The organism is Enterobacter sp. SA187, from assembly GCF_001888805.2.
Classification (GTDB): Bacteria; Pseudomonadota; Gammaproteobacteria; order Enterobacterales; family Enterobacteriaceae; genus Enterobacter_D.
The window spans coordinates 2,962,674-2,975,385 of record NZ_CP019113.1 but is presented as its reverse complement, the minus strand read 5'-3'; the positions used below and the strand labels follow the sequence as shown (position 1 = coordinate 2,975,385).

Sequence of the window (12,712 nt, the reverse complement as noted above, 5' to 3'; positions counted from 1 at the left end):
GCATCGCGCGCCCGTTTTTGCTTAGCGCTTACTCAGCGCCAGCTTAGTGGCAAACAGAATAAACAGCGTGCCTGTGCTGCGATCCATCCAGCGGGAAACCTTTTCGCGCTTCAGGAAGCTCGCCAGCGGACGCGTTGCCAGGATCAGCGTTGTTGACCAGCTCATACCGATCATTACATGGATCGCCACCAGCCCGAAGGTCCAGGCAATGAGCGGCTGTCCGTGGGGAATAAACTGCGGCAGGAACGAGACATAAAACACACCCATCTTCGGATTCAGCACATTCCCCAGCATACCTTTCAGAAACCAGTTATGCGTGGTTTTGCCACTTTCGCTGACGGGTAAACCGCTACCCGGACGCAGCAACATAGAGATCCCCAGCCAGCAAAGATAGGCTGCGCCGCAATACTTAAGGATGTTGTACGCCAGTTCCGACACCGCAATCAGGGCGCCGAGGCCAAAGGCCACCATCGCTCCCCAGATAAAACAACCTACGTTAATACCCATAGCCGCGTTAAACGCCGCTCTTTTTCCCTCGACGGAGGCCGTGCGCAGAATTAGCGCCGTATCCAGACCGGGGGTCAGCGTCAGTAACGTGGCGGCAAGACTGTACGCCAGCAGGGTGTCAAAAATGGTCACGTCTGTTCTCCGTTTTATGTAATTTCAGGCGCCGGTGATGATAACAGATAAGACGAATCTGACGCCTCTGAAGATTGATAGTCATCAAACTTGTCCGAAAATTCTTTTCCGACAAAAAATAAGACTATTTGACGAGGCAAAATCGTCAGTCCTCACTACACTCAGGGAAGTTGTTTTGGCCTTACTGTATTACCAACATCCACGTTGTCACGTGAAGGATGCGAAGATGAATATTTCCAGCAGAACTGCCGTTCTTCTTAATTTGCTTGCCGCTGCCGCACTGGTTATGACGCTATCGTCCAAATACCACTGGTTCTGAGGCGCACACTGATATTTAAAAATAAACGCCCCGGCCCTGAGCCGGGGTGTTTGTTTTGTATTTAATCAGGCCCGGCAAGCCAGCGCCGCCGGGCACGTTGTTATCACCGGAGAAGTTTATGTGCGGAAGATTTGCCCAGGCACAGAGCCGGGAAGAGTACCTCGCCTTTCTGGTGGAGGAAACGGAGCGCGACATTGCCTTCGATCCACAACCTATAGGTCGTTATAACGTCGCGCCGGGAACAAAGGTTTTACTGATGAGCGAGCGCGACGAAAAGCTCTATCTCGATCCTGTGCTGTGGTCGTACGCGCCCGGCTGGTGGAGCAAAGCGCCGCTTATTAATGCCCGTGTCGAAACCGCAGCCACCAGCAGAATGTTTAAACCGCTCTGGCTGCATGGCCGGGCGATCTGCTTTGCGGACGGCTGGTTTGAATGGAAAAAAGAAGGCGATAGAAAACAGCCTTATTTTATTCATCGTGCTAATGGTCAGCCAATCTTTATGGCCGCCATCGGCAGCACGCCCTTTGAGCGCGGCGATGAAGCGGAAGGCTTTTTGATTGTCACCGCAGCGGCGGATAAAGGGCTGGTGGATATTCATGACCGTCGACCGCTGGTGTTAACGCCAGACGCGGCCAGGGAGTGGATGCGCCAGGAGATTAGCGGCAGCGAAGCCAGTGATATTGCCGCTGATGGTGCGATACCGGCGGAAGAATTTATCTGGCATCCGGTTACCCGTGCGGTGGGCAATATCAGAAACCAGGGGACGGAATTAATTGAGCCGGTTAAATAATAAACGGGAACGGTATGTTCCCGTTATTACGGCAATTCCTGTGGCGTCGTTGGCTGCAGCTCACAGCAGCTTTATTTTAACGTCATAACCTTCGAGTCCGGTCATCGTCTCGCGGGGAACAAATTCTATCTCAGAAACCTCTTTCTCGGTTTTCTTCCTGATCTCAGCGATTTTTTTAGCTATCAGCGCGGAAATCTCTTCTTCAGCTTTACGTGTCAGTTCTTCTTGTTTCATCGCTTGCTACTCCTTTAATACTGTTCCGCACACATCAGATGCCAGAACTCTCATCTAACTAAGATTAACCTGTTATAAAGCTTAGGTTATCTTCCCTGATGGCGTCCAGAAATCAGAAAATGACGGGTTTTAAAGCCATTAAAGCGGCGAAAAAAAGGCCCGCATTAGCGGGCCAACGTAAAAACAAGGCTAACAATTACGCTTTGTGTTCGAGCACTTTTTGATTGTTTCCGATGGCGATTTTTTTCGGTTTTTCACTCTCAGGGATTTCCTGATGAATATCTAACGTCAGCACCCCGTCCGCCAGGCTGGCGTTACTGACTTTGGCATGTTCCGGCAGAGAGAAACTCAGCTGGAAATCCTGCCGATAGATGCCGCGATGGATCCAGCTCTCCTGTTCGCTGGAGGACTCTTCTTCACGTTTACCGGAAATTGTCAGGTTTCCACTGACCGTTTCAATTTCCAGTTCGCTCTCCTTCCAGCCGGGCACGCTTACCGAAATAATATAGTGGTTGGCATCCCGTTTTTTCACGTCGTAGGACGGGGCTGCCGCCACCGGCGTATCACCGGTAAGCTGGCTGAACAGCCTGTCGATACGGTTAAAGCGATCGGAAAAGAGGGAATCAGCTAATGTTGGAAATGCTGACAAAGTTCTGAGTGCCATGATTAATCTCCCGAATTCCTGTTCAAAAGTTTAATGTTCAGGCAAGCATTGCTTGTCCGTGATTAAAAATAATATCTGCTGGCGGTTTTTCAAGCGTGCCGACAAATAATTTTTTCAACCTTTGTAATGTTTTTTTATTGCCGCCGCAGACGCAACGCTGCTCAATAGTGATGTTTTATTTGTGGCAAAAAAAAACGGGAGCCTTTCGGCTCCCGTTGTGCATATAACCCGCCTGGCGAATTACATGTGGCTGATAATCGCGTCACCAAACTCTGAACATTTCAGCAGTTTAGCGCCTTCCATCAAACGTTCGAAGTCATAAGTTACGGTTTTGGCAGCAATCGCGCCTTCCATACCTTTGACGATCAGGTCTGCGGCTTCGAACCATTCCATGTGACGCAGCATCATTTCAGCGGACAGGATCACGGAACCTGGGTTCACTTTGTCCTGGCCTGCGTATTTCGGCGCAGTACCGTGGGTCGCTTCGAACAGGGCGCATTCGTCGCCGATGTTCGCGCCCGGCGCGATACCGATACCACCCACCTGGGCTGCCAGCGCATCAGAGATGTAGTCGCCGTTCAGGTTCATACAGGCGATAACGTCGTATTCAGCCGGACGCAGCAGGATCTGTTGCAGGAACGCATCGGCAATCACATCTTTAATGATGATTTCTTTGCCGGTGTTCGGGTTCTTGATTTTCTGCCACGGGCCGCCGTCGATCAGCTCGCCGCCGAATTCTTCTTTCGCCAGCTGGTAGCCCCAGTCTTTGAAAGCGCCTTCGGTGAACTTCATGATGTTGCCTTTGTGAACCAGGGTCACAGAGTCGCGATCGTTGGTGATCGCATACTGGATCGCTGCACGCACCAGACGTTTGGTCCCTTCTTCAGAACACGGTTTCACACCGATACCACAATGTTCCGGGAAGCGGATTTTCTTCACGCCCATTTCGTCGCGCAGGAATTTGATGACTTTTTCAGCTTCGGCGCTGTCTGCTTTCCATTCGATACCGGCATAGATGTCTTCAGCGTTTTCGCGGAAGATAACCATGTCGGTCAGGTCAGGACGTTTAACCGGGCTTGGCACGCCTTCATAATAACGTACCGGACGCAGGCACACGTACAGATCCAGCTCCTGGCGCAGGGCCACGTTCAGGGAGCGAATGCCGCCGCCTACCGGGGTGGTCAGCGGGCCTTTGATCGCCACGCGGTATTCGCGGATCAGATCAAGGGTCTCTTTTGGCAGCCAGACGTCCTGGCCATAAATCTGGGTGGATTTTTCACCGGTGTAAATTTCCATCCAGGAAATCTTACGCTCACCTTTGTAGGCTTTTTCCACAGCGGCATTAACCACCTTCAGCATAGGCGGGGTCACGTCCACACCGATCCCATCGCCTTCGATGAACGGAATAATCGGATTATTGGGAACGTTGAGTTTGCCGTTTTGCAGGGTGATCTTCTGACCTTCCGTCGGAACAACTACTTTGCTTTCCATTCACCTCTCCTTCGAGCGCTTCTGGTTATGACTGATTTTTTGTTAATGAATTGTAATGAGCCTGTCAATACTAACTGATTGTTGGGTTTCATGAAAGGCACTCGTTCTTCGGTTATAATGCGGCAATTGATAACTTCTGAAAATACCATGCTGAAAACTTCTAATAGAAATCACCGGGTTAAGCGATTCAGCTCACGACATACTGCTAAGCGCCCTACAGAAAGCGGGCCGAAACGGGTCATCCTGTTCAATAAACCCTACGATGTGTTGCCCCAGTTCACCGACGAAGCCGGACGCCGCACGCTGAAGGATTTTGTTCCGGTGGCGGGCGTCTATGCCGCCGGTCGTCTCGATCGCGACAGCGAAGGGTTACTGGTGCTGACCAATGATGGCGCGCTTCAGGCGCAGCTGACGCAACCCGGTAAACGCACCGGCAAAATCTATTATGTACAGATTGAAGGCGAACCGAATGACGAGGCGCTGGCCGCGCTGCGCAACGGCGTGACGCTTAACGATGGCCCTACCCTGGCCGCAGGCGTGGAGTTAGTGGCTGAGCCTGAATGGCTGTGGCCGCGTAATCCGCCGATCCGCGAGCGTAAAGCCATTCCCACCAGCTGGCTCAAAATCACTCTCTATGAAGGCCGTAACCGTCAGGTGCGTCGTATGACTGCCCATGTGGGCCACCCCACGCTGCGGCTGATCCGTTATGCGATGGGTGGATACACGCTGGATTCTCTTGCTAATGGCGAGTGGCGCGACGCCACCGAATAAGGACAACACTATGTTTAAACCACATGTTACCGTCGCCTGCGTCGTCCATGCGCAGGGCAAATTTTTAGTGGTGGAAGAAAAAGTCAGGGGCAAGGCCACCTGGAACCAGCCCGCCGGGCATCTGGAAGCCGATGAAACCCTGGTGCAGGCGGCAAAACGCGAACTCTATGAAGAAACCGGCATCGTTGCCGACCCGCAGCACTTTATCCGCATGCATCAGTGGATCGCCCCTGACCGCACGCCTTTCCTGCGTTTTCTTTTCGCCATTGAACTTGACACTCTGTGCGCTACTGAACCCCATGACAGCGATATTGACCGCTGCCTGTGGGTCAGCGCAGAGGAGATCCTCACCGCCGACAACCTGCGCTCCCCGCTGGTTGCGGAAAGTATTCGTAGCTGGCAGACCGGGCAGCGCCACCCGCTGGCGCTGATCGGTGAATTTAACTGGCCGTTTACAGGGGATGCCTGAGTCGCTAACGCGTGATAGAATACGCCGCCTTGAAGTTCAATGTCGTGAGTATTCTATGTCTGATAGCCCAAAAAAAGTGATCGTCGGCATGTCCGGCGGTGTCGACTCTTCCGTCTCTGCTTACCTGTTACAACAACAGGGCTACAAAGTGGAAGGCCTGTTCATGAAGAACTGGGAAGAAGATGACGGCGAGGAATACTGCACTGCCGCCGCCGATCTTGCCGATGCGCAGGCGGTGTGCGACAAACTCGGCATCGAGCTGCATACCGTAAACTTTGCCGCAGAATACTGGGATAACGTGTTCGAGCATTTCCTGGCGGAATATAAAGCCGGGCGCACTCCGAACCCGGATATTCTGTGCAACAAAGAGATCAAATTTAAAGCCTTCCTCGAATTTGCCGCTGAAGACCTGGGCGCGGATTATATCGCCACCGGCCACTACGTGCGTCGCGCGGATGTCGATGGCAAAAGCCGTCTGCTGCGAGGTCTGGATGGCAACAAAGATCAGAGCTATTTCCTCTACACCCTCGGCCACGAACAGATCGCGCAAAGCCTGTTCCCGGTGGGCGAGCTGGAAAAACCGCAGGTGCGTCAGATCGCTGAAGAGCTGGGGCTGATCACCGCGAAGAAAAAAGACTCCACCGGTATCTGCTTTATCGGTGAGCGCAAATTCCGCGAATTCCTTGGCCGTTATCTGCCTGCCCAGCCGGGCAAGATCGTGACCGTCGACGGTGACACCATCGGCGAGCACCAGGGCCTGATGTATCACACGCTGGGTCAGCGTAAAGGTCTGGGCATTGGCGGCACCAAAGAAGGCAGCGAAGATCCGTGGTACGTGGTCGACAAGGACGTTGAAAACAACGTGCTGATTGTCGCTCAGGGCCACGATCATCCGCGTCTGATGTCGGTGGGTCTGATTGCCCAACAGCTGCACTGGGTGGATCGTCAGCCGTTAACCGGCACGCTGCACTGCACCGTTAAAACGCGCTATCGCCAGACGGATATTCCCTGCACGGTGACGGCGCTGGATGAAGACAGGATTGACGTTCGCTTTGACGAACCTGTTGCTGCCGTTACCCCTGGCCAGTCCGCGGTATTTTACCTGGGCGACGTGTGCCTTGGCGGCGGCATCATTGAGCAGCGTCTGCCGCTGCCCGTTTAACGCCTGATTAAAGCGAAAGTAAGGAGACAAGGTGGCAAAAAATTATTATGACATCACGATAGCGCTGGCGGGAATTTGCCAGTCAGCCCGCCTGGTGCAGGAGCTTGCACATCACGGGCATTGCGATGCCGACGCGCTGCATGTGTCGCTCAACAGCGTGATTGATTTAAGCCCGGACTCCACGCTCGGCGTATTTGGCGGCAGCGAAGCCAACCTGCGCCTCGGCCTTGAAACCCTGCTCGGCGTGCTGAATGCCGGCAGCCGTCAGGGACTGAATGCGGAACTGACGCGCTATACCCTGAGCCTGATGGTGCTGGAGCGTAAACTGGCCGCCAGTAAAGGCGCGATGGACACGCTGGGAAGCCGCATCGACGGCTTACAGCGCCAGCTCGATCATTTCGATTTGCAGTCCGACACCCTGCTGAGCAGCATGGCCGCTATCTATGTGGACGTGATCAGTCCCCTCGGCCCGCGCATTCAGGTTACCGGTTCCCCGGCGGTGCTGCAAAGTTCGCAGGTGCAGGCGAAAGTGCGCGCTGCCCTGCTGGCCGGGATCCGTGCCGCGGTGCTGTGGCACCAGGTTGGCGGCGGCCGTCTGCAATTAATGTTTTCCCGTAATCGCCTGTCCACGCAGGCTAAACAAATTCTTGCTCATTGTTAACTCCCGGAGTTGTGACCTATGGAATTATCCTCACTGACCGCTGTATCCCCTGTCGATGGACGCTACGGCGATAAAGTCAGCGCGCTGCGCGGGATTTTCAGCGAATACGGTTTGCTGAAGTTTCGTGTACAGGTAGAAGTTCGCTGGCTGCAAAAGCTGGCCGCGCATGCAGCTGTCAAGGAAGTTCCAGCTTTTGCTGCCGACGCAAACGGTTACCTTGATAAAATCGTCGCTGAATTTAATGAAGCCGATGCCGCGCGCATTAAAACCATCGAACGCACCACCAATCACGACGTAAAAGCGGTGGAATATTTTCTGAAAGAGAAAGTGGCGGATATCCCTGAACTGCATGCCGTGTCTGAGTTCATTCACTTCGCCTGTACCTCGGAAGACATTAATAACCTGTCTCACGCCCTGATGCTGCAAACCGCCCGTGAAGAAGTGGTGCTGCCATACTGGCGTAAACTGATCGACGCGGTGAAAGACCTGGCGGTGCAGTATCGTGATATCCCGTTGCTGTCACGCACCCACGGCCAGCCGGCCACGCCGTCAACCATGGGTAAAGAGATGGCGAACGTCGCCTACCGTATGGAGCGTCAGTACCGCCAGCTCACGCAGGTGGAGATCCTTGGCAAAATCAACGGCGCGGTGGGTAACTACAATGCCCACATTGCCGCCTATCCGGAAGTTGACTGGCACCAGTTCAGCGAAGAGTTCGTGACCTCGCTGGGCATTCAGTGGAACCCGTACACCACGCAGATCGAGCCGCACGACTACATTGCCGAGCTGTTTGACTGTATCGCCCGCTTTAACACCATCCTGATCGATTTCGACCGTGATGTGTGGGGCTACGTGGCGCTGAACCACTTCAAACAGAAAACCATCGCCGGTGAAATCGGTTCCTCCACCATGCCGCATAAAGTGAACCCGATTGACTTCGAAAACTCCGAAGGCAACCTGGGCCTGTCTAACGCGCTGTTGCAGCATCTGGCGAGCAAACTGCCGGTGTCCCGCTGGCAGCGCGATCTGACCGACTCCACCGTACTGCGTAACCTCGGCGTGGGTATCGGCTATGCGTTGATCGCCTATCAGTCGACGCTGAAAGGCGTGAGCAAACTGGAAGTGAACCGCGAGCGCCTGCTGGACGAGCTGGATCATAACTGGGAAGTGCTGGCAGAGCCGATCCAGACGGTGATGCGTCGTTACGGTATCGAGAAGCCGTATGAAAAACTCAAAGAGCTGACCCGCGGCAAACGCGTGGACGCTGAAGGCATGAAGCAGTTTATCGACAGCCTCGAACTGCCGGAAGACGAGAAAACCCGTCTGAAAGCCATGACCCCGGCCAATTACATCGGTCGTGCCGTCACCATGGTTGATGAGCTGAAGTAATTTCCCTGCCCTTCGCCCCCTTCCCGCCCGGAAAGGGGGCTGTTTAGTAAATGTTTATGCCTTGCGTAACATAATCCGCGTTAAACTCATCTTATCAAAGACAAAAGCGAGGCCAGACAATGCGCGTACTCGTTGTGGAAGACAATGCCCTTCTGCGTCACCATCTTAAAGTTCAGCTTCAGGAACTGGGCCATCAGGTTGACGATGCCGAAGATGCAAAAGAAGCGGATTACTATTTAAACGAGCATATTCCCGATATTGCGCTGGTGGACCTCGGCCTGCCGGATGAAGACGGACTGTCGCTGATCCGCCGCTGGCGCAGCAATGAAGTGTCGCTGCCGGTACTGGTGCTGACCGCCCGCGAAGGCTGGCAGGATAAAGTTGAAGTGCTGAGCGCCGGCGCGGATGACTATGTCACCAAGCCGTTTCATATTGAAGAAGTGGCGGCGCGGATGCAGGCGCTGATGCGCCGTAACAGCGGGCTGGCGTCGCAGGTGATCTCCATGCCGCCTTTCCAGGTGGATCTCTCCCGCCGTGAGCTGTCGGTGAATGGCGAAGTGATCAAACTTACCGCCTTTGAATACACCATTATGGAAACGCTGATCCGCAACAGCGGCAAAGTGGTGAGCAAAGATTCGCTGATGTTGCAGCTGTACCCCGATGCGGAGCTGCGCGAAAGCCACACCATCGACGTGCTGATGGGCCGTCTGCGCAAGAAAATTCAGGTGCAGTACCCGGAGGATGTGATCACTACCGTTCGCGGTCAGGGCTACCTGTTCGAACTGCGCGAATGAGAAAACTGCTGCGTCGCCTTTTACCGCTCTCGCTGCGGGTACGTTTTCTGCTGGCTACCGCCGCCGTGGTGATGGTGCTGTCGCTGGCCTACGGCATGGTGGCGCTGGTGGGTTACAGCGTCAGCTTCGATAAAACCACCTTCCGCCTGCTACGCGGCGAAAGCAATCTGTTCTATACCCTCTCCCGCTGGGAAAATAATCAGTTCAGCATTGAGATCCCTGAAAATCTCAATCTGCAAAGCCCGTCCATGGCGCTGATCTACGACCGCCACGGCAAACTGCTGTGGGCTCAGCGCGAGGTGCCCTGGCTTATCAAACGTATTCGTCCGGAATGGTTACAGGCTAACGGCTTTCATGAAATCGAAGCGGATGTGGATGCTTCGCGTCTGCTGCTGAGCAGCGACCACGATGCGCAACAACGTCTCCAGGCGATCCGTGAGGATGACAGCGACAGCGAAATGACGCACTCGGTGGCGATTAACGTCTATCCCGCCACGCCCCGTATGCCGCAGTTAACCATTGTGGTGATCGACACCATTCCCATTGAGCTTAAGCGCTCCTATATGGTGTGGAGCTGGTTTATTTATGTGCTGGCCGCAAACCTGTTGCTGGTGATCCCGCTGCTGTGGATCGCGGCCTGGTGGAGCCTGCGCCCCATCGAAGCGCTGGCGGGCGAGGTACGCGAGCTGGAAGAGCACCATCGGGAACGGCTGAACCCGGAAACCACCCGCGAGCTGACCAGCCTGGTGAGCAATCTCAACCGTCTGCTGAAAAGCGAGCGGGATCGCTATGACAAATACCGCACCACCCTGACCGACCTCACCCACAGCCTGAAAACGCCGCTGGCAGTGCTGCAGAGCACCCTGCGCTCGTTGCGCAGCGAAAAGCTGACGGTCAGCGAAGCGGAACCGGTGATGCTTGAGCAGATCAGCCGCATTTCGCAGCAGATCGGCTATTACCTGCATCGCGCCAGTATGCGCAGCGGCAATATGTTGCTGAGCCGTGAATTACACCCGGTCGCCCCGCTGCTGGATAATCTCACCTCGGCGCTGAATAAGGTTTACCAGCGTAAAGGCGTGGATATCAGCCTCGATATTTCGCCGGAGATCAGCTTTGTCGGCGAGCAGACGGATTTTATGGAAGTCATGGGCAACGTGCTGGATAACGCCTGTAAATATTGTCTGGAGTTCGTGGAGGTTTCGGCGCATCAGCACGATGATCGGCTGCATATCATCGTGGAAGACGACGGTCCCGGCATTCCCGCCAGCAAGCGTGACATGGTATTTGACCGCGGCCAGCGGGCAGATACGCTGCGTCCCGGCCAGGGCGTGGGCCTGTCGGTAGCCCGCGAAATCGTCGAGCAGTATGACGGTAAGATCCTGGCGGGGGAAAGTCTGCTCGGCGGCGCGCGCATGGAAGTGATTTTTGCCCGCCAGCAGCTCATATCCGCTGATAATTAGAGCATCCGCAGAAAATAAGCGCTGCCGCTGCACGCAGCCTGTCATCCTTCCGTTATAATCCGTTTCAGGTACGTAAGCCCTGGAAAATTATATGGACTACCATTTAACGTTAGACTGGCCCGACTTCATCGCACGCTACTGGCAAAAACGCCCTGTGGTGCTGAAGCGGGGTTTTGCAAATTTTGTCGATCCACTTTCGCCGGACGAACTGGCGGGACTGGCTATGGAAAGCGAAGTGGACAGCCGCCTGGTGAGCCATCAGGAGGGGAAATGGCAGGTCAGCCATGGTCCGTTTGAGAGCTACGATCACCTCGGCGAAACCAACTGGTCGCTGCTGGTACAGGCGGTGGATCACTGGCACCAGCCAACCGCGGCGCTGATGCGCCCCTTCCGTACGCTGCCTGACTGGCGTATTGACGATTTGATGATCTCCTTCTCCGTGCCCGGCGGCGGCGTGGGCCCGCATTTCGATCAGTATGACGTGTTTATTATTCAGGGTACCGGCCGCCGCCGCTGGCGGGTGGGCGAGAAAGTGCCGATGAAACAGCACTGCCCGCATCCGGATCTGTTACAGGTCGATCCGTTCGATGCCATCATCGATGAAGAGATGGAGCCGGGCGATATTCTCTATATCCCGCCGGGATTCCCGCACGAAGGCTATTCGCTGGAAAATTCGATGAACTATTCGGTGGGCTTCCGCGCGCCGAGTGGCCGCGAGCTGATCAGCGGCTTTGCCGATTATGTGCTGCAACGGGAACTGGGTGGGCTTCGTTACACCGATCCTGACGTGCCGTCCCGCGAACACCCGGCAGACATTCTGCCGCAGGAGCTGGATCGTGTGCGCGCTACCATGCTCGATCTGATCAATCAGCCGGAGCATTTCCAGCAGTGGTTTGGCGAGTTTATTTCCCAGTCGCGTCACGAGCTGGACGTCGCGCCGCCGGAACCGCCGTATCAGCCGGATGAGATCTACGATGCGCTGCAACAGGGCGATAAACTGGTGCGTCTGGGCGGCTTACGGGTGTTGCGCATTGGGGATGATGTCTTTGCCAATGGCGAGAAGATCGAGTCGCCGCACCGTCCGGCGCTGGCAGCGCTTGCCAGCAAGATGGTGATCACCGCCGACACGCTGGGCGACGCGCTGGAAGATCCCTCTTTCCTCGCGATGCTCGCGGCGCTGGTGAACAGCGGCTACTGGTTCTTTGAAGATTAAGATGTGAATATGATGCCCGGTGGCGCTGCGCTTACCGGGCCTACAACGGTATGGTCGAACGTAGGCCGGGCAAGCGCAGCGCCGCCCGGCGGTACTACTCTTCCCGCCGTTCCCCCGCGGACAAATCCGCTATCTCACCCGCCCAGTCCAGCGGATAAATGCCGTCCCGCACATCACGATGAAAAGTTGAATACGGCCAGTCGCTCACCCGCACCACCCAGCCATGCTTCACCGGGTTAATATTGATGTAATCCCGATGCCGCCGGAAATCCTCCTCGTCCCGCAATGTATGCTCCCAGAATCGCGGTTGCCAGATATCGCGGCTGTTCAGCGAACGGGTAAACATTTTCTTAAGATCCCGCCAGCGGCCGGAAAAATCGCTGTCGTTTTCCGGCAGCGTCCAGATGCAGTGCATGTGCTCGGGCAGGATCACCCAGGCGTCAATATGAAAGGGTTTGTGATGTTTAACAAAGGACGTTGCGCGGCGCAGCAGAGCAATGTGACGAATCAGTAGATCGCTTTGTCGGTTTTTCAGGTTAACGGTAAAAAACCAGCTGCCACCGGGGATGTAATGCCGACGATAATTTGACATGGGGTAATCCTTTACCTGGGGGAATTGTGATGCCCGGTGGCGCTGCGCTTACCGGGCCTACAAC

General features: G+C 55.0%; 15 protein-coding genes. 10 read left to right on the top strand and 5 right to left on the bottom strand.

The features are described 5' to 3' along the window. Positions 1 to 21 precede the first annotated feature (21 nt). Positions 22 to 639 carry a LysE family translocator gene (locus BMF08_RS14220; protein WP_072568207.1) on the bottom strand — a complete coding sequence of 206 codons (618 nt, stop codon included), beginning with the start codon at positions 637 to 639 and terminating at the stop codon, positions 22 to 24. A 37-nt stretch (positions 640 to 676) separates the two neighbouring features. Here BMF08_RS14220 and yncL point away from each other — a divergent pair, with 37 nt between their 5' ends. Continuing rightward, positions 677 to 958 carry a stress response membrane protein YncL gene (gene yncL, locus BMF08_RS21475; RefSeq protein ID WP_072568206.1) on the top strand — a complete coding sequence of 94 codons (282 nt, stop codon included), beginning with the start codon at positions 677 to 679 and terminating at the stop codon, positions 956 to 958. Between the two features lie 118 nt (positions 959 to 1,076). Beyond that, the gene (locus tag BMF08_RS14210) at positions 1,077 to 1,748 is read left to right on the top strand and encodes an SOS response-associated peptidase (RefSeq protein ID WP_072568205.1); all 672 of its coding nucleotides are present in this window, start codon (positions 1,077 to 1,079) and stop codon (positions 1,746 to 1,748) included. A gap of 60 nt (positions 1,749 to 1,808) precedes the next feature. On the opposite strand, the gene BMF08_RS14205 is transcribed toward BMF08_RS14210, so the two are convergent. The 3 genes from BMF08_RS14205 to icd form a co-directional block, all read right to left on the bottom strand. Further along, complete coding sequence (locus BMF08_RS14205; protein ID WP_072568204.1) at positions 1,809 to 1,982, bottom strand: GnsA/GnsB family addiction module toxin; 174 nt, start codon at positions 1,980 to 1,982, stop codon at positions 1,809 to 1,811. A 196-nt stretch (positions 1,983 to 2,178) separates the two neighbouring features. Further along, on the bottom strand, positions 2,179 to 2,646 hold the full coding sequence (locus tag BMF08_RS14200; RefSeq protein ID WP_072568203.1) for an Hsp20 family protein: 468 nt from the start codon (positions 2,644 to 2,646) through the stop codon (positions 2,179 to 2,181). Between the two features lie 240 nt (positions 2,647 to 2,886). Then, positions 2,887 to 4,137: an NADP-dependent isocitrate dehydrogenase gene (icd, locus tag BMF08_RS14195; RefSeq protein WP_072568202.1), complete on the bottom strand. Its 1,251-nt coding sequence runs from the start codon at positions 4,135 to 4,137 to the stop codon at positions 2,887 to 2,889. A gap of 117 nt (positions 4,138 to 4,254) precedes the next feature. Between icd and rluE the strand changes: the two genes are divergently transcribed. From rluE to BMF08_RS14155, 8 genes are all read left to right on the top strand, one after another. After that, positions 4,255 to 4,908, top strand: coding sequence for a 23S rRNA pseudouridine(2457) synthase RluE (gene rluE, locus BMF08_RS14190; RefSeq protein WP_072568201.1), 654 nt, complete (start codon positions 4,255 to 4,257; stop codon positions 4,906 to 4,908). A 10-nt stretch (positions 4,909 to 4,918) separates the two neighbouring features. Further along, on the top strand, positions 4,919 to 5,377 hold the full coding sequence (locus tag BMF08_RS14185) for an NUDIX hydrolase (protein WP_072568200.1): 459 nt from the start codon (positions 4,919 to 4,921) through the stop codon (positions 5,375 to 5,377). Between the two features lie 55 nt (positions 5,378 to 5,432). Then, positions 5,433 to 6,539: a tRNA 2-thiouridine(34) synthase MnmA gene (gene mnmA / locus BMF08_RS14180; protein ID WP_158684890.1), complete on the top strand. Its 1,107-nt coding sequence runs from the start codon at positions 5,433 to 5,435 to the stop codon at positions 6,537 to 6,539. 31 nt (positions 6,540 to 6,570) lie between these two features. Further along, a complete protein-coding gene (gene hflD, locus BMF08_RS14175; protein ID WP_072568198.1) occupies positions 6,571 to 7,200 on the top strand; it encodes a high frequency lysogenization protein HflD in 630 nt (209 codons plus the stop codon). Positions 7,201 to 7,218: 18 nt separating this feature from the next. Next, on the top strand, positions 7,219 to 8,589 hold the full coding sequence (gene purB / locus BMF08_RS14170; RefSeq protein ID WP_072568197.1) for an adenylosuccinate lyase: 1,371 nt from the start codon (positions 7,219 to 7,221) through the stop codon (positions 8,587 to 8,589). Between the two features lie 119 nt (positions 8,590 to 8,708). Next, on the top strand, positions 8,709 to 9,383 hold the full coding sequence (gene phoP / locus BMF08_RS14165; RefSeq protein ID WP_072568196.1) for a two-component system response regulator PhoP: 675 nt from the start codon (positions 8,709 to 8,711) through the stop codon (positions 9,381 to 9,383). Further along, the gene (gene phoQ, locus BMF08_RS14160) at positions 9,380 to 10,843 is read left to right on the top strand and encodes a two-component system sensor histidine kinase PhoQ (RefSeq protein ID WP_072568195.1); all 1,464 of its coding nucleotides are present in this window, start codon (positions 9,380 to 9,382) and stop codon (positions 10,841 to 10,843) included. The genes phoP and phoQ overlap by 4 nt, the downstream gene beginning before the upstream one ends. A gap of 91 nt (positions 10,844 to 10,934) precedes the next feature. Then, on the top strand, positions 10,935 to 12,056 hold the full coding sequence (locus BMF08_RS14155) for a ribosomal protein uL16 3-hydroxylase (protein WP_072568194.1): 1,122 nt from the start codon (positions 10,935 to 10,937) through the stop codon (positions 12,054 to 12,056). A 94-nt stretch (positions 12,057 to 12,150) separates the two neighbouring features. Here the strand turns inward: BMF08_RS14155 and BMF08_RS14150 are convergent, their stop codons facing one another. Beyond that, positions 12,151 to 12,648: an REP-associated tyrosine transposase gene (locus tag BMF08_RS14150; RefSeq protein WP_072568193.1), complete on the bottom strand. Its 498-nt coding sequence runs from the start codon at positions 12,646 to 12,648 to the stop codon at positions 12,151 to 12,153. Between the last annotated feature and the right edge of the window lie 64 nt (positions 12,649 to 12,712).